General features: G+C 50.4%; 13 protein-coding genes. 7 read left to right on the top strand and 6 right to left on the bottom strand.

Features of this window, described 5'->3' with window-relative positions:
• Positions 1–5: 5 nt before the first annotated feature.
• The gene (locus ACO0K4_RS00490) at positions 6–617 is read left to right on the top strand and encodes a 5-formyltetrahydrofolate cyclo-ligase (protein ID WP_422954659.1); all 612 of its coding nucleotides are present in this window, start codon (positions 6–8) and stop codon (positions 615–617) included.
• 196 nt (positions 618–813) lie between these two features.
• On the opposite strand, the gene ACO0K4_RS00485 is transcribed toward ACO0K4_RS00490, so the two are convergent.
• The 4 genes from ACO0K4_RS00485 to tyrS form a co-directional block, all read right to left on the bottom strand.
• Positions 814–1,515 carry a hypothetical protein gene (locus tag ACO0K4_RS00485; protein ID WP_422954658.1) on the bottom strand — a complete coding sequence of 234 codons (702 nt, stop codon included), beginning with the start codon at positions 1,513–1,515 and terminating at the stop codon, positions 814–816.
• A 323-nt stretch (positions 1,516–1,838) separates the two neighbouring features.
• Entirely contained in the window at positions 1,839–2,504 is a 666-nt protein-coding gene (locus tag ACO0K4_RS00480; RefSeq protein WP_422954657.1) for a histidine phosphatase family protein, read from the bottom strand.
• A gap of 7 nt (positions 2,505–2,511) precedes the next feature.
• On the bottom strand, positions 2,512–2,961 hold the full coding sequence (gene dtd / locus ACO0K4_RS00475; protein WP_422954656.1) for a D-aminoacyl-tRNA deacylase: 450 nt from the start codon (positions 2,959–2,961) through the stop codon (positions 2,512–2,514).
• Complete coding sequence (gene tyrS, locus ACO0K4_RS00470) at positions 2,958–4,220, bottom strand: tyrosine--tRNA ligase (RefSeq protein ID WP_422954655.1); 1,263 nt, start codon at positions 4,218–4,220, stop codon at positions 2,958–2,960. Before tyrS ends, dtd begins: the two co-directional genes overlap by 4 nt.
• A gap of 348 nt (positions 4,221–4,568) precedes the next feature.
• Here tyrS and ACO0K4_RS00465 point away from each other — a divergent pair, with 348 nt between their 5' ends.
• From ACO0K4_RS00465 to ACO0K4_RS00445, 5 genes are all read left to right on the top strand, one after another.
• Positions 4,569–5,936, top strand: a complete 1,368-nt coding sequence (locus tag ACO0K4_RS00465; protein WP_422954654.1) for a peptidoglycan DD-metalloendopeptidase family protein — start codon at positions 4,569–4,571, stop codon at positions 5,934–5,936.
• A gap of 195 nt (positions 5,937–6,131) precedes the next feature.
• Complete coding sequence (locus tag ACO0K4_RS00460) at positions 6,132–7,325, top strand: anhydro-N-acetylmuramic acid kinase (protein ID WP_422954653.1); 1,194 nt, start codon at positions 6,132–6,134, stop codon at positions 7,323–7,325.
• A 99-nt stretch (positions 7,326–7,424) separates the two neighbouring features.
• The gene (gene alaC, locus ACO0K4_RS00455; RefSeq protein WP_422954652.1) at positions 7,425–8,654 is read left to right on the top strand and encodes an alanine transaminase; all 1,230 of its coding nucleotides are present in this window, start codon (positions 7,425–7,427) and stop codon (positions 8,652–8,654) included.
• A 135-nt stretch (positions 8,655–8,789) separates the two neighbouring features.
• Positions 8,790–9,686: an aldo/keto reductase gene (locus ACO0K4_RS00450; RefSeq protein ID WP_422954651.1), complete on the top strand. Its 897-nt coding sequence runs from the start codon at positions 8,790–8,792 to the stop codon at positions 9,684–9,686.
• 612 nt (positions 9,687–10,298) lie between these two features.
• On the top strand, positions 10,299–12,647 hold the full coding sequence (locus tag ACO0K4_RS00445; RefSeq protein WP_422954650.1) for a putative bifunctional diguanylate cyclase/phosphodiesterase: 2,349 nt from the start codon (positions 10,299–10,301) through the stop codon (positions 12,645–12,647).
• On the opposite strand, the gene ACO0K4_RS00440 is transcribed toward ACO0K4_RS00445, so the two are convergent.
• Entirely contained in the window at positions 12,632–13,522 is an 891-nt protein-coding gene (locus ACO0K4_RS00440; RefSeq protein WP_422954649.1) for a LysR substrate-binding domain-containing protein, read from the bottom strand. The two genes, ACO0K4_RS00445 and ACO0K4_RS00440, sit on opposite strands and share 16 nt — an antisense overlap.
• A 231-nt stretch (positions 13,523–13,753) precedes the next feature.
• On the opposite strand from ACO0K4_RS00440, the gene ACO0K4_RS00435 reads away from it, so the two are divergent.
• Complete coding sequence (locus tag ACO0K4_RS00435) at positions 13,754–14,305, top strand: cob(I)yrinic acid a,c-diamide adenosyltransferase (protein ID WP_422954648.1); 552 nt, start codon at positions 13,754–13,756, stop codon at positions 14,303–14,305.
• Positions 14,306–14,696: 391 nt separating this feature from the next.
• On the opposite strand, the gene dxs is transcribed toward ACO0K4_RS00435, so the two are convergent.
• The gene (dxs, locus tag ACO0K4_RS00430; RefSeq protein ID WP_422954647.1) at positions 14,697–16,565 is read right to left on the bottom strand and encodes a 1-deoxy-D-xylulose-5-phosphate synthase; all 1,869 of its coding nucleotides are present in this window, start codon (positions 16,563–16,565) and stop codon (positions 14,697–14,699) included.
• Position 16,566: the final 1 nt, after the last annotated feature.

The following is a 16,566-nucleotide window of genomic DNA, read 5'->3' as shown; positions in this document are numbered from 1 at the left end:
ACAGTATGACACAGCCCTCCCAGCAAGCAAGCCTGAGTCTGCAAAACAGCGGAAAATCCGGCACACAAATCAGTCGCAGTATATTGCGCAAGCAATTGCTCGATGCACGTCGCGCCAGCAGCGCCGAAGACCGGACGCAATGGGACCGTCAATTGGGACAGCAAGTGATTGCCTGGTGTGAGCGTTATCAGATCAGCAGTCTTGGCGTATTCTGGCCCATCCAGGCCGAACCGGATCTGCGCGATTGTTATGCCCGTTTGCAACAGATGCAAGTGCAACTTGCCCTGCCACTGGTGCTTGCCAAGGACAAGCCCTTACAGTTCTTAAGCTGGACGCCCGGCGACCTCATGGTACAGGACGATTACGGGATTCCGGTACCGGCACAACGAGCGAAACTGAGTCAGCCTGAGGCCTTGTTGATTCCCTGCGTAGGATTTAATTCTGCGAATTACCGGCTTGGATACGGTGGCGGATTTTATGACAGAACCCTGGCGCTTCTGCCGCGTCCTAAAACGCTAGGCATCGCCTATGCACTGGCGCAGACGGAATTTGCTGTGGAGTTGCATGACGTGGCATTAGATTTTGTGCTGACCGAAAAAATGGCTGGAAATTTTTGAAGTCATTTAATTGAAATAACTTAATTGAATAAACTTAAGTGGTAGTGAGGGATTTCATTCTGTCACCCCAGGGTAAATGCGGCTTGCCAGGCGAAAGTGTCCGGTAGACCGCATCAGTGTTACGGATGCTCTACCGGGAACTTCTAAAATATCTTTCAACTTTATTATGCGTACGGTAAGCGCATGTCAGCTCAGCTCAAGTCACAAAATGATACATCGCCATCCACCCGGCCAATAAGGCGAGACTTAACAAAAATAATCCCACCGCACCGTTTGGCCGCAATACGCCAAAATAGGAAATAGCGATCGTTGCAACGCCTTTTTTACTTTGCTTCATGCCGCGCCAGCGCTGCCATCCCTTCATTACCGACAGCACAAAAGTGAACGTGGCGCATGACAATAAAGTGACCCGGAATACATTGAGTAAATTGAGCTCGCCAAGCGAGATTTTTTTATAGATCAGGCCGATGATCGCCATGGCAATCGCTGCACTGATAGAGATCGCGACATTCACATACATGGTTTTGCGGCTCGTCACGGCCGCATCTTCGAGTTCGCATTTCAGCATGTCGATTTTTTCATTGATCAGGGTCGAGGTCTCATGTTTGATCGCCAGAATCCGCTGATCAAGCGCGGCGCCTATCTGTTCGGTCGAATAATCAATCAAGGCTTTGATGTCATCCTTGGTCATGCTGCGCTGATTATGAATTTCGTCTGATAGCACTGCAATATTGCGATCAATTTGCGCACCGGCTTGCTGGATCACTTGCGAGAGTTCGGTACTGACTTGTTGTATCGAACGATCGACCAGCGGCGCTACATTTCGCTCGATCAGACGTTCCATCGATTGTTCAAAATCGCTGGAAGCCTGTTTTAAATTGAGAAGATCTAAGCCCATGAATTACCTTCGCCAATGCTTACATGTAGGTGTGCTGATGTCCGGAGGGACGGCTGATTGGTACGGTCTTAGCGCAATATGTTGGTCGTCAAACTGCTAGATGGCGGCAAACACGTTAATTCCAAGGGGACTCATTACAGGTATGAGATTGCACGCTGATTGAGATATTTTTTAAATTTCAACACTATTCCGCAGTGTTCATGCGCTTGCTGGCATGTTTTGGTCTGTAAGCCGCATGAATACTGAGGTATTCGTTTTTAAAATGATTTAAAAACGAATTTAAAAAACGAATTTAAAAATGAATTAAAAAAATACTTTTCAAATTATTTGGACATACTCTGATTAATTTCATCGATCGCATCGGCATCCAGATGCGCGATGTCACCCCAGGACAATAATTCCAGACCGTTGGATAACGCGCTGTCGTAACGAAAGCGATTGATGCTGGCGTTGTAGATGGTGACGTCGCGAGGGGCATTCAATGGCAGATTTTTGGCTGCACGATAGGCGCATTCAAGTACGCCACCATGCGCAACGAGAGCGATTTTTTTGCCTTCAAATTGTTGGCCGTAATGCAGAATGTGTGTGATGGCGCGCTCATGAAACTGGCGTATGGTTTCACCTTGATTTTCACCCGGCGGACACGGGGCATCCGGATCGCGCGATTGCCAGGTCGTATACGCTTCAGGGAACTGGTGCGGAATCTCGCTATACAGAACGCCTTCAAATCCGCCGAAGCAGCGCTCACGCAAACCGGCATCAATGCGTGTGCTCAGTCCTTGCAGTCTGGCGATCTCACCAGCGGTCTGAACGGCTCTTTGTAAATCGCTGGAGACGATGGCATCGAGTTTTTCATTTTGCAATGCCCAGGCCAGTGCTTTGGCCTGACGTGTGCCTTCGGCATTCAGCGGAATATCGAGATGGCCTTGCAGGCGGCGCACGGCGTTCCAGGCGGTTTCGCCATGGCGGATTAAGAGAATTTCGGTCATAGACTATTTACAGGGTAGGCTTGCTGGCGAGCCAGAACGTGACTGGACCGTCATTGGTCAGCGAGACTTTCATATCCGCGCCAAATTGACCGGTCGCAACACGCTCATGTTTGGACGCTGCCTGCTGCGCCACATAATCGAAAAGGCGTCTCGCTTCATCGGGTGGTGCGGCCGGTGTGAATGAGGGGCGCGTGCCGGAGTTCGTGTCGGCTGCCAGGGTGAATTGCGGTACCAGTAACAAACCGCCCTTGGTGTCCGTCAGACTACGATTCATCTTGCCTAAGTCGTCGGAGAAGACCCTGTATGCGAGCAGCTTTTTGAGCAAGGCATCGGCTTGTATTTCGCTGTCGCCGCGCTCTGCGCACAAGAGCACCAGCAGGCCTGCATCAATCGCGCCGACGGTATTGCCATCGACGACGACTTTAGCTTCTGTGACTCGCTGCAATAAGGCGATCATGCAGACAAGGTGATTTTGGCGAATTTGCGCTTGCCGACTTGCAGTACAAAGGTGCCTGCCTCAATTTTCACTGCCTTATCGCTGATAACGGCGCCATCCAGACGTACGCCACCCTGATCGATCATACGCATCGCGTCAGAAGTAGAAGGGCAGAGATTCGCTTGCTTCAGTAACTGCGCGATAGCGATAGGTGCGCCACTCAGGTGGATCTCTGGCACGTCGTCGGGAATCCCGCCTTTGGAGCGATTGACGAAATCGGCCAGCGCATCTTCTGCCGCTTGCCGGGAATGGAAACGTGTCACGATTTCTTGTGCTATGGCGACCTTGATGTCACGCGGATTCTGACCGTCTGCGACGGCTTGTTTATGTGAGGCGATTTGTTCCAGAGAGCAGAACGACAGCAGTTCGTAATAACGCCACATCATGATGTCGGAGATACTCATGATTTTAGCGAACATGGTGTTGGCTGGCTCAGTGATCGCGATGTAGTTGTTTTTGGATTTGGACATTTTTTCGACACCATCCAGACCTTCCAACAAAGGCATGGTCAAGATGCATTGCGGCTCTTGCCCGTAATCTTTTTGTAATTCGCGTCCAACCAGAAGGTTGAATTTTTGATCCGTTCCACCCAGCTCCAGATCCGAATGCAGCGCAACGGAATCGTAGCCTTGCATTAATGGATACAAGAATTCATGAATAGAGATCGGCGTGCCCGCTTTAAAACGCTTAGTGAAATCATCGCGTTCCATCATGCGTGCTACGGTGTATTTTGATGACAATTGAATCATGCCGCGCGCACCAAGCGGATCGCACCATTCTGAGTTGTAGCGGATTTCGGTTTTTGCCGGATCGAGTACCAGACTCGCTTGTTTGAAATAGGTTTGTGCGTTTTCTTCAATCTGCTCGCGTGTCAGCGGCGGACGGGTTGCATTACGTCCTGACGGATCGCCGATCATGGAGGTAAAGTCACCGATCAGAAAAATCACGTTATGGCCCAGATCTTGCAACTGACGCATTTTGTTCAAAACAACGGTATGGCCGAGGTGCAAATCTGGTGCAGTCGGATCAAGACCGAGTTTGATGCGCAAAGGCTTGCCAGATTGTTCACTGCGAGCGAGTTTCTGGGCGAATTCGGATTCGATCAGGAGTTCATCGACCCCGCGTTTAGTCACGGCCAGCGCATGTTGCACAGCGTCGGATAAAGGCAGAGCGACCGGAGTAGATTTGAGATTGTTGGCGTTAATTTGTGTAGAAGTCATGTTGATTTTTTATACATCGATTTTTTGTAACACTGCTAGTCGAATGATTACCGCAAGCCCATAATCGGCGTTTCGTTCAAAAGGTTTCGCTAAGGTATTACCAAGGTTTTGCTATATAATCACGCGACTTTTTCATCGCATCAGAATTCAGTAATACAGACGGAAATAGCTAAAAAATAGCAAATAAATAATTGTGTTTCGTTAGAGATGGCTCACATGCTGGTTCACATTAAATGAGTAATCATGTGGGCAACTAAATGAGCAGCAATTATTTACTGATTAATCACTTCGACAAAACGCTGTTCATCAGAATTTTGTCGGTAAAAACAGTTAATTTTAACTTATTGCATGCGTCTATCAGATAAATTCCATCATTTAACTTCTGGCAGCAGGCTGTTGTTCGGCACCACGCGCACGTCACGTATCGTTTCGGTGTGCGGATTGTTTTTTGCCGTGTGCGCTTTTGGTGCAGTCGGTGTGGCACCGATGGCACCTGACGCCTCTGATCTGCCAGTCAAGAAGATTACCCAACAACTCGCTTTGCCTAAGCTCGATGAGCAGATCGCCGCTCTGGAAGAACACGAGCAGCATTTCATTCGCGAAGAAAAAGTGTTGCGCGGCGATACCTTAAGCGCCTTGTTATTGCGTCTCGGTGTTGATGACAGCGAAGCCAGTGATTTCATGAAATCCGATGCGACGGCCCGTAGCCTGATGCAATTGCGCGCAGGTAAATCTGTGCGAGCACAGACGAACGACGAGGGTGAGCTGGAATGGTTACAGGCGACTTTGCTGGACAGCAATGACAAACCAGCGCGCAGTATCACCGTCACCCGCGATGCCAACGGCAAATTGATCGCGTCCGATACGAATGCAAAACTGGAAAAGCGCGTTGAGATGCGTTCCGGCGATATCCGCTCTTCTTTGTTTGCTGCGACGGATGATGCACAAATTCCAGATAACATCGCTAACCAGATCGTCAGCATGTTTGAAACGAATGTTGATTTTCGCTATCTGCAGCGCGGCGATCATTTTAATGTGGTGTATGAGACTTTCTGGCAAAACGGCGAGTTCGTTAAAACCGGCCGGGTCTTGGCTGGCGAGTTCAGCAATGCCGGCAAAGTATTTCAATCTGTCTGGTTTGACGAATCCCCTAACAGTGGCGGCTACTATAGCTTTGATGGTAAGTCGCTGAAAAAAGCCTTCCTGAAATCACCATTGGAATTCACCCGCGTCTCATCGGGATTTTCGATGCGTGTACATCCGATTTCCGGTCAATGGAAAGCGCACAAAGGTGTGGACTTTGCCGCGGTAACGGGAACACCAATTCGTGCTTCCGGTGACGGTGTTGTCGATACGGCAGGGCCAAGCGGTGGTTACGGTAATCTGGTTGTGATTAAGCACTGGAACAACTACAGTACCGCCTATGCGCACATGAGCCGCTTTGCCCCGGGGATTCATAAAGGCAGCAAGGTAGTCCAGGGTGAAGTGATCGGTTATGTCGGTACGACAGGCTGGTCAACCGGGCCACATTTACACTATGAATTCCGCGTCAACAATGAGGCGCGTGATCCTATGTCGATTAGCGTACCGAGCGCCCCGCCGCTGGCTGGAGCGGATTTGCCACGGTTTAAAACGGTGGCCGATGAGATGTCCCATCGTTTCGCTTTATTACGCCCTGAACGCATGGCGGAAACCATGAAGCTCGCATCCAGATAATGTATCTGAGGTGACACTGCGATTACAATACAGGGCCGAGCTGCATGTTCGGCCTTTTTCTTTTTCATGGGAATTACACAAAACCACCTAGCTCTGTTGTAGCTCCTTCCCAGCTCCTCTCCGTACTAAAGTGCGGTCTTCGTGGCTAGGCCTTGGCGGGATAATATTGTGCAATCTCTCTTTCAGATGCCAGCAATGACTACATTAAATAGCGCAACGAACAATCTATATATCGGTCTGATGTCGGGTACCAGCCTGGACGGTGTGGATGGCGTTGCCGTCATCTTGCCAGCGAAGGGAGAACACTCTGCGATGCGCTTGCTCGCAAGTTCTTATGTGCCGTTTTCCGATGGACTACGCGCTGATATGATGGCTTTGCAGCAATCCGGTGAAAACGAAATTCATCGCGAGGCAATGGTTGCCAACGCTCTCGTAGAACGTTACGCGGTTTGCGTTGCTGACTTGCAGCGGCAACTCTCAGGTGATCCGATGATATCCGATCTTGTAGCTGAATCAGCGACTGGATCAGCAACTGAGTCGGTAGCTGTACGTGCAATCGGTGTGCATGGTCAGACCATACGACATCGTCCGGAATTGGGTTATACACGGCAGACGAATAATCCCGCCTTGCTGGCCGAGTTGACCGGCGTTGATGTGATTGCAGATTTTCGTAGCCGTGATGTTGCCGCAGGAGGGCAGGGCGCGCCGCTGGTACCGGCGTTTCATCGGGCTATTTTTGGATTCAACGGTCAGTGTCGTGTGGTTGCCAATATCGGCGGTATCAGCAATATCAGTATCTTGCATGCGGATGGTTCAACCACCGGTTTTGATACTGGCCCGGGTAATGTTCTGATGGATGCCTGGATCGCACAGCATCAGGCAAAGACCTATGATGCTCATGGTGACTGGGCCAGTCAGGGACAGGTACACGAGGCCTTGCTTGCCGCCTTATGTGATGAGGTATTTCTGCATCAGATGCCGCCGAAAAGTACTGGTCGTGATCTGTTCCGGATGGAATGGATGAACGCAAAATTACATGCATTTCCTGAGGTGCCGGCGGTCGATGTGCAGGCGACTTTATGCGAGTTCACTGCGCAGACCTTAGCCGATGCGATCCTGAGGTATGCGCCTGATGTCAGTAGCATTTATATCTGCGGTGGCGGTGCGTATAACCGGTATTTAATGCAGCGTATTGCAGCACAACTGCACTTACGCCGGTCGTTGGCTGTACTCGCTACGACGGAGGATTTGGGTGTCTCACCGCATCATGTCGAGGCGCTCGCATTTGCCTGGCTGGCGCAGCAGTTTATGCTGGGTTTGCCAGGGAATTTGCCTGATGTGACCGGAGCCAAAGCACAACGTATCTTAGGCGCTTTGTACCCTGCATAAAATCATTGCAGGAATCGATTTCGCTGGTTATGATCGTTAGCGAAGCAATCGCTTCAACGTCGCTCGGACGGATCCGGGCGCTTACGTACAATTGAGATCATGACAAATACAGCTACTCCGCCGGGACGGGGTTATTCCCAAGGTTATTCCTTTTCCCGTATCAATCGTCTTCCCCCTTACGTCTTTAATATCACTGCCGAACTCAAGATGGCTGCACGTCGCCGTGGCGAGGATATTATCGATATGTCGATGGGTAACCCCGATGGTGCTACGCCAGCGCACATTGTTGCCAAACTGGTTGAGGTGGCGCAGCGGCCTGACACGCATGGCTATTCGGCATCCAAAGGCATCCCGCGCTTACGTCGTGCGATTGCGCACTGGTACAAGGCACGCTATGACGTTGATTTGAATCCTGATTCAGAAGCAATCGTCACGATAGGTTCTAAAGAAGGGCTCGCCCACCTGATGCTGGCGACGCTGGATAAAGGCGATACCGTTCTCGTACCGAATCCCAGCTACCCGATTCATATTTACGGTGCCGTCATTGCCGGCGCGGATATCCGTTCCATACGCATGAGTCCGGGCGTCGATTTTTTTGCGGAACTGGAACGGGCGATACGTGAAAGTTACCCTAAGCCGAAGATGATGATCTTCGGTTTTCCGTCGAATCCGACGGCGCAATGTGTTGAGCTGGAATTCTTTGAACGTGTAGTGAAGTTGGCGAAAGAACACCATATTTTAGTGGTCCATGATCTCGCTTATGCCGACATCGTGTTTGATGGCTGGAAAGCGCCATCCATCATGCAGGTACCGGGTGCGCGTGATGTTGCAGTTGAATTTTTTACGCTGTCTAAGAGTTATAACATGGCTGGCTGGCGTATTGGTTTTATGGTCGGGAACAAAGAACTGGTTGCTGCTCTGGCGCGTATTAAGAGCTATCATGACTATGGTAGTTTTACGCCGGTACAGGTTGCCGCGATTGCTGCTCTGGAGGGCGATCAGACCTGCGTGAACGACATTCGCGACAAGTATCAGCGCCGTCGTGATGTGCTGGTGAAGGGCTTACATGAGCTGGGCTGGATGGTCGATACACCAAAAGCCTCGATGTACATCTGGGCGCATATCCCTGAACAGTATCGTCAGCTCGGTTCACTGGAATTTGCCAAGCAGGTACTGGAAAAAGCTCGCCTGTGTGTTTCGCCCGGCATCGGGTTTGGTGAATATGGCGATGAGTACGTGCGCTTTGCCCTGATTGAAAATGAGGCGCGGATACGGCAGGCATTGCGTGGTCTCAAGAAGATGTTTGCGGAAGACGGTCTGACGGTATAGCCAGACCGCGGGGTGATCCAGGCGATCCGGACGATATGTACCTACGCGTGATAGATGTGATATGCGTGATGTGCGTGATGTGCGTGATGTGTATTACGGCGCCTGGATGTTATTCACATTTTGATAGATAACGATATGCAACGGATTAATATTTCTCTCGGAGGTTCCCAGTTCTCCCGCATTGCACTGGGTTTGTGGCGTCTGGCTGACTGGAACATGACACCGCAGCAGCGTGTGACGTTGATTGAGCAGGCACTGGAGTTGGGTATCACCACGACGGACCATGCGGATATCTACGGTAATTACCAGTGCGAGCGGCTGTTTGGCGAAGCGCTGGCAATTGCACCGCATCTGCGTAATAAGATAGAAATCGTCAGCAAATGCGGCATCAAACTGGTCTCAGATCAGCGGCCTGCGCATCATATGCAGCACTACGACACCAGTCGTACGCACATCATTTCTTCTGCGGAAAATTCTTTACGCCAGATGCAAATTGATACACTGGATTTGTTGCTGATACATCGCCCTGATCCTTTAATGCATGCGGATGAGATGGCAGAAGCTTTCCATTATTTACAAAAGAGCGGCAAGGTCAGGCACTTTGGCGTATCGAATTTTACTCCGCCCCAGTTTGAATTATTGGCGTCCCGTTTCCCGCTTGTGACGAATCAAGTGGAACTGTCCCTGATGCATTTGCCGCCTTTACACGATGGCACGCTGGATCAATGTCAGCGTCTGGGCATTGCACCGATGATCTGGTCCGCACTGGCGGGAGGGCGCTTATTTGCTGATGAAAGTGAGCGCGGTATACGTGTGCGTCAGGCCTTGCACTCTGTTGCAGAGCAGTTGCACGTTTCGCCGTCGACAGTCGCGATTGCCTGGATATTGCAGCATCCTTCCAAGCCCGTGGTACTCACCGGTTCCGGACGTATTGCCGCAATCAAAGAGGCGGCGCAGGCGACCAGCATTCATCTGACACGTGAGCAGTGGTTCACCTTGTGGTGTGCATCCGCAGGTAAGGGTGTCGATTAGGAATAATGAAGAATGGTTGGAAAGTACTGAAAATTGCTCAGGTAGATAAACAATGAGACTCGTTGATTCGGATTGCTGTTGCCTTGGCGAAGCGCATGCTTGATAGAGAGGTGACTCTCTCAGTACAGAGCGGCAGGCTCAGACGAAAAACAAGACCTCATCGAGTAAGTATTGAGGGAAACTTCTGAAAACCTCATTTATTTTATCAGGCGTAATTTTTCAACTTCCTAGTTTTTAGAAACTCCCTGAAACGAATCCGTAAGCTGGATGCGCCTTTCAAAGGCATTTCATGCCAACAGGCGCATCCAGCTTGCGGATTCAATAGTTCGTTTATTCATTCTGCGATGATATAAAAACGATCGCATAGCTGCGCTGTCTTTTTGCCCCTGCAATGTAAGATCATGTCTAATAGATAGTACTGGCATTTCCCGGATGTCGCTGTTAATGTTGTTACATCCACATGAACCGTATTTTTATCAGCCAAATCAAGTGATGCCTTCCGGTAAGCCGTAAATTCCTTGCAGTGGGCTACTTAGCCGTAGCCGCAGCGAGCGCCTGAGCAGATCACTTTTTTACGCAGAACCACCTCTCACCTATTGATGGAGGGATAGTTTGGCGATTCTCTTGCAATGGATACGCAATCAATTCCTGATCGGTCAGTCAGGCGTGACTGACATGCAGCAATGGCGTGCGCAAGTTTTATCCGCCGTTCTGTTTGTCGCGTTTGCTTTGGGCGCTGTTACAGCGATTCCCAGTATTTTGCTTGCCTTAAAACAAGGCTTACTGTCCATCGTTGCCATTGATCTGCTCGCGCTTGCCTGGGTCGGGATGCTGTGGCTCAAGCCGCAATTGCCGTTTCATGTCCGTGCATGGAATTTGCTGATACTGCTGTACTTACTAGGCATCTGGTTTTTGCTCACGGTCGGCTCGGTCAGTCAGATTTATCTGATGGCGTTTCCTGTGATGGCGGCGTTGCTGGTAGGTTTTCGTCCTGCAGTCATCGCTTTACTCTGGAATGCGATGTCCATGCTGTGTATCGGTTATTTTTTTAATGCGAATTTGCATATTGAAAAATACGATGACCAGCCATTTATTCAGTGGATTGTCATTACGCTGAATTTCACTTTTATCAGCTCGGTGATTACGATTTCTTGCGGTGTGTTGCTACAACGCCTTGAACGATCGCTGAGGGAGCAACTGGCAATCGCTGCTTCGCTGAAGGTTGAGCAATCCAATTTACGTGCAGCAAATACGGCGCTGCGTTTAAATGCGGTCGCACTTGCGCGCCTTAACGATATTGTCTTGATTATGGACGTGGGATCCGGCGCAGAGCATCAGATTGTTTTTGTCAATGACGCGTTCGAACGTAAAACCGGTTATACCCTGAGTGAAGTACTCGGTCAAACCGCCAGTATTTTGCACGGGCCGAACACACAGACATCAGAATTAAGCAGAATTGCGGAGGCATTTAAGTCAGGGACATCCGTGCATGCCGAGCTGATCAAATACACCAAATTTGGCGAAGAATTCTGGGTTGAAATGGATGTCGTTCCACTGGAAGATGACAAAGGGTCTGCAAGTCATTGGGTTGCCGTAGAACGTGATATTACGGAACGAAAAAAAGCCGAACAGCAGTTGTATCAGCTTGCTTATTTTGACGTGCTGACGGGGTTGCCAAACCGACGCCTGCTGATGGACAGGCTCGATATCTTGCTAGCCACTGCGCGACGTACAGGATTGGTCAGCGCCGTCCTGTTTATTGATCTTGATCATTTTAAATACATCAATGATGCCCGAGGTCATGCCGTCGGCGATTCTTTGTTGGTACGAGTGACACAAAGACTGAAATCCTTATTGCGAGAAGTTGACACTGTAGCGCGGATTGGCGGCGATGAATTTGTTGCCATCATTTCGAATATTGCCAGCGACATCGGTACCGGTGCACTGGGTGCATTAGCCGTCGCTGAAAAAATCAGGGCAGCGATTGCGGATCCTTTCGAGATCGACGGGCAGGTGTACAACTCAGGATGTAGTATTGGCGTTACTCTGTTACCAAAAAGTGAGCAAAATACCGATGATTTATTGCGTGAGGCAGATACTGCGCTGAATCGATCTAAGGCGGCAGGGCGCAATCAAATCGCCTTCTTTGAGGCGGCTATGCAGTCAGAAGTCGAACAGCGTCTGATTCTCACCAGAGATCTGGCAAAAGCACTGTATGAAGGGCAGTTGCACATGGTGATGCAGGCTCAGGTCAATCATGAAGGCAAACCCGAAGGCGCCGAGTTACTCATGCGCTGGATGCATCCCGAACGTGGCCCGGTTTCTCCGGCGCTGTTCATTCCGATTGCAGAAGATTCCGGCATGATTGTTCAGTTGGGTGACTGGGCATTATTGCAGGGATGCCTGGCATTGCTCCATCTGGAACAAGCCGGGTGGCCGCTGACTTTATCGATTAATGTCAGTCCAAAACAATTCAGGCAAGCCGATTTTGTGGATAAAGTCATCGCCGTATTGAATGAAACCGGCGCACCGGCATCGCGTCTGGTGCTGGAAGTCACTGAGGGATTATTGATCCATAATCTGCAAGAAACCGTCGAGCGCATGCATGCTCTGGCGGCCTTGGGTGTGCGCTTCTCGATTGATGATTTTGGTACGGGATATTCGAGTCTCGCCTATCTGAAAAAACTACCGATCTATGAACTGAAAATCGATAAAAGTTTTGTCGACGACACACCCGGCGATCCAAATGATACGGCGATTGTGCAATCGATTTTATCGATGGCCAGCCACCTCGGATTGCGTGTAGTTGCGGAGGGTGTAGAGACACAGCAGCAGGCAGATTTCCTGATTGAGAGTGGCTGTGCCAGTTTGCAGGGATGCTTGTATTGCCGGCCAATATCGATCAACGGATGGCTTGAAAAAAATCCTTCCGCCGAAATGCACATCTATACCGGGGATTGATACGTCTGACGCATCCAGTTAATAAACAACTGTACTTCAGGCCGGATAATCGCCTGCGCTTCGTGCACCAGATAATAGGCATGCGGCGGGGTGGCGAGTTGTGTGTCGAACAGGCGGACGACGTCGCCCCGCTCTATCATTTCCTGAGCAAAATGTTGGCGCGTCAGGCCGATACCATGACCATGCTTGACTGCTTCCAATAACAAGCCCAGATCGTCGACACGTAAGCCGGTGGTCGGTTCTGGCCATTCCAGTCCGGCGACTTCAAACCAGGGCTGCCATGGTTCCAGTGCTGAGCGCAATAGCTTGGCGTGCTGCAGGTCTGCCGGATGTTGAATCGCTGGAATCGTGTTTAAATATGCTGGACTAGCCACCGCAAAAGATGGCTCTACAAATAATTTTTCTGTCACCAGATTGGGATATTCACCTGCGCCAAAGCGAATCTCGACATCGCTTTCTGACAGACTCAGGTCGTATAACGGGACGAACAAAAAAATTTCAATTTCTATGTCCGGATGCAATGCAGTAAAGCTCGCCAGACGCGGCATAAACATATAGCGCGCAAAAGTTGGCGGCAAAGTTACTTTGACGCGCAACTGCTTTTGCATTGCTTTGTGTGGTAACGGAAAATCTGACAAGGTCCGTAAAGCCGTGCGTACCACATCAAGATAGCGCCTGCCGAATTCGGTCAGTGTGACGCTGCGACCTTCCCGGACAAATACACGTTCACATAAATGTTCTTCCAGCAGGCGGATACGATGAGATAAGGCGGAGGGAGTAATACAAAGCTCTTCTGCTGCCACCGCGAATGAGGCGTGGCGGGCAGCAGCTTCAAAGGCGGATAAGGCGTGTACTGGCGGTAAACGTGTTGCCATTATGGTAGTGTCCGTAGGTCGTAAATGCGTTGTAATTGCTGCGTTGTCGTATCGGATTAATGTTTATTGGTCAGCTCATCGTACTGTAGACGAGGTTACGATAAACATCTGTTTAGACCCATTGATCATATTCTCGAGCCACTTTTAGTCGTCCATTATGATGCGTTCCTCAAAAAAATGCCGTATCCTGCCGACATCAAACAACGAATAAACTTCTTGCTATAGGTAATCATGGGTAACCGACTTTCAAAAATTGCCACCCGCACCGGTGATGCAGGTACTACCGGCTTGGGTGATGGCAGCCGTATTGATAAAGATGCTTTGCGTGTGCATGCGATGGGGGATGTGGATGAACTGAATTCACAGATCGGTGTACTGCTATGCGAAGACTTGCCAGAAACAATGCAACATGCGCTGGTGTCGATTCAGCATGATTTATTCGATATGGGCGGTGAGCTTTGTATTCCGGGTTACACCATGATCACTGAAGCCCAGGTCGAACGTCTGGATGCTTTGCTAGCGCATTACAACGCGGATCTGGAGCCGCTGCGGGATTTCATTTTGCCGGGTGGTTCGCGTGCGGCGGCGATTGCGCATGTTTGCCGCACCGTTTGCCGTCGTGCGGAGCGCGCGATTGTGAGTGTCGGTAAAGCGGAGCAAATCAATGAGCATCCGCGCCAATACATGAATCGCTTATCCGATCTCTTATTCGTTTTGTCGCGTGTTCTGAATCGTTATGCAGGTGGTAGCGATGTCCTGTGGGAAAAAGAAAGACAGCGCTGATCGCTTTCTAGGGGGAGCGTGCAATTAGCATATTGTAGATGCTCTATTGCTGCGTTAGCGGCTGAAACGCCTGTTTAAATGAATGCCTAAACGAATGTTGAAATATCGTTTACATAAGATACTCCCCATTATTTTATCTGGATATGGCTTAATCCGCACTGTTTTAAAGGTGCGTTTAAATATACTTGTAGGGAGTATATTTGTAATTCACTGCAACTCCCTGCGAGTCTATACACTGCCGGTGCAGAATCTGACCAAAATGAAAAGCCACGTCTGCAACAGCGCAGCGTGGCTTTTTTTGTGGATGTCCGGTTCAGCCTTCAAATTTCATAACGGCTGTGGGGAGGCATATCTGCGTAAACCGAATTTGTTGGCGAGCTGGATTTTCTCTCTAATTGTTCACGACCAACTTCGGTGCGTCGGGGGCAAATTTTTTGCGGATAGATGCTTCAATGCCGGGAGCATCCAGGCCACATTGTGCGAGCAGAATCGCCGGATCACCATGATCGACAAACTGATCAGGCAAGCCAAGAATTAACAGCGGTTTGCTGATGCCAGCCTCGGCCATCGCCTCTGCTACTGCTGAGCCAGCGCCGCCCATCACGGTACCCTCTTCGACCGTCACGATGAACTCGTGGCTCGCCGCGATGCTTGCCAGCATCTCTGTATCTAATGGTTTGACGAAGCGCATGTTGACGATAGTAGCATCGAGTTTATCCGCTGCTTTCAGGCAAGGCTGGACCATGGAGCCGAATGCCAGAATCGCAATGCGCTGTCCCTGGCGACGTAACTCCGCTTTACCGATAGGCAGAGTCGTCAATTCTGATGACATCGCTGTGCCAACGCCTGCGCCGCGTGGATAGCGGATCGCTGCCGGACCAGGATAATGGAAGCCGGTTGACAGCATCTGGCGGCATTCGTTTTCATCGGAGGCGGCCATGACTACCATATTCGGAATACAGCGCAGGTAGGCCAGATCATAATTGCCCGCGTGTGTCGCACCATCGGCACCAACCAGCCCGGCACGGTCGAGAGCAAAGGTAACGTCGAGATTTTGCAAAGCGACGTCATGGATCAATTGATCATAAGCCCGTTGCAAGAAGGTCGAATAAATCGCGACGACGGGCTTCAAACCCTCGCACGCCATACCGCCGGCGAATGTCACCGAGTGTTGTTCGGCGATACCGACATCGTAATACCGGGAGGGAAATTTTTGTTCAAACTCAACCATGCCCGAGCCTTCACGCATCGCTGGCGTGATCCCGATCAGCCGCGGATCGGCGGCGGCCATATCGCATAACCAGTTGCCGAACACCTGGGTGTACGTTTGTTTGGCCGGAGCGGTTGACGGCTTGATGCCCTCGGCCGGATTGAACTTGCCCGGGCCGTGATACAGAATCGGATCAGCTTCGGCAAGTTTATAACCCTGACCTTTTTTTGTCACCACATGCAGAAATTGCGGACCTTTGAGGTTCTTCAGATTTTGCAATGTTGGTACGAGTGAGTCGAGGTCATGGCCATCGATAGGGCCGATGTAATTGAAACCGAATTCCTCAAACATCGTCGCCGGAACGATCATGCCTTTTGCGTGTTCTTCAAAGCGCTTTGCCAGCTCCAGCATCGGCGGTGGCAGGACAGATTTGCCCACATTGCGCGCTGCCGCATAGAATTTACCTGACATCAGACGCGCCAGATAACGGTTTAGCGCACCGACTGGCGGTGAAATCGACATATCGTTGTCGTTCAGGATGACCAGCAGATTAATATCGTCGTACACACCGGCATTGTTGAGCGCCTCAAACGCCATGCCAGCCGTCATCGAACCATCACCGATAATCGCTACCGAATGACGGTCTTCGCCCTTGGTTTTTGCTGCGAGTGCCATGCCGAGTGCTGCCGAAATCGATGTCGACGAATGGGCGGTACCAAAAGTGTCGTATTCACTTTCCACCCGACGCGGGAAACCAGAAATGCCGTCGAGCTGACGCAAGGTATGCATGCGATCGCGGCGACCGGTCAAGATTTTATGCGGATAAGTCTGATGGCCGACGTCCCAGACCAGGCGATCTTCCGGCGTCTGAAATACATAGTGCAGAGCAATCGTCAGTTCTACGGTACCCAGATTGGACGACAGATGGCCGCCGGTTTTGGAGACGGAATCAATCACAAAATGTCGTAGCTCATCCGCCAGCGGCTTGAGCTGGGAGCGTGAGAGTTTGCGTAAGTCGTCCGGGGAATTGATAGTATCGAGTAAATTCATA

The sequence above is a fragment of the Undibacterium sp. RuTC16W genome (assembly GCF_049339445.1).
Classification (GTDB): Bacteria; Pseudomonadota; Gammaproteobacteria; order Burkholderiales; family Burkholderiaceae_D; genus Undibacterium.
Note: the sequence above shows the minus strand (reverse complement) of the source record. Positions and strands in the feature narration are given on the sequence as shown.

Excerpts from the sequence above, each read along its gene's own strand:
- ACO0K4_RS00460 (WP_422954653.1), top strand. The coding sequence starts at position 6,132 with ATGACTACATTAAATAGCGCAACGAACAATCTATATATCGGTCTGATG.
- ACO0K4_RS00450 (WP_422954651.1), top strand. The coding sequence starts at position 8,790 with ATGCAACGGATTAATATTTCTCTCGGAGGTTCCCAGTTCTCCCGCATT.
- ACO0K4_RS00480 (WP_422954657.1), bottom strand. The coding sequence starts at position 2,504 with ATGACCGAAATTCTCTTAATCCGCCATGGCGAAACCGCCTGGAACGCC.
- ACO0K4_RS00440 (WP_422954649.1), bottom strand. The coding sequence starts at position 13,522 with ATGGCAACACGTTTACCGCCAGTACACGCCTTATCCGCCTTTGAAGCT.
- dxs (WP_422954647.1), bottom strand. The coding sequence starts at position 16,565 with ATGAATTTACTCGATACTATCAATTCCCCGGACGACTTACGCAAACTC.
- dtd (WP_422954656.1), bottom strand. The coding sequence starts at position 2,961 with ATGATCGCCTTATTGCAGCGAGTCACAGAAGCTAAAGTCGTCGTCGAT.
- alaC (WP_422954652.1), top strand. The coding sequence starts at position 7,425 with ATGACAAATACAGCTACTCCGCCGGGACGGGGTTATTCCCAAGGTTAT.
- ACO0K4_RS00465 (WP_422954654.1), top strand. The coding sequence starts at position 4,569 with ATGCGTCTATCAGATAAATTCCATCATTTAACTTCTGGCAGCAGGCTG.
- tyrS (WP_422954655.1), bottom strand. The coding sequence starts at position 4,220 with ATGACTTCTACACAAATTAACGCCAACAATCTCAAATCTACTCCGGTC.
- ACO0K4_RS00485 (WP_422954658.1), bottom strand. The coding sequence starts at position 1,515 with ATGGGCTTAGATCTTCTCAATTTAAAACAGGCTTCCAGCGATTTTGAA.
- ACO0K4_RS00490 (WP_422954659.1), top strand. The coding sequence starts at position 6 with ATGACACAGCCCTCCCAGCAAGCAAGCCTGAGTCTGCAAAACAGCGGA.
- ACO0K4_RS00435 (WP_422954648.1), top strand. The coding sequence starts at position 13,754 with ATGGGTAACCGACTTTCAAAAATTGCCACCCGCACCGGTGATGCAGGT.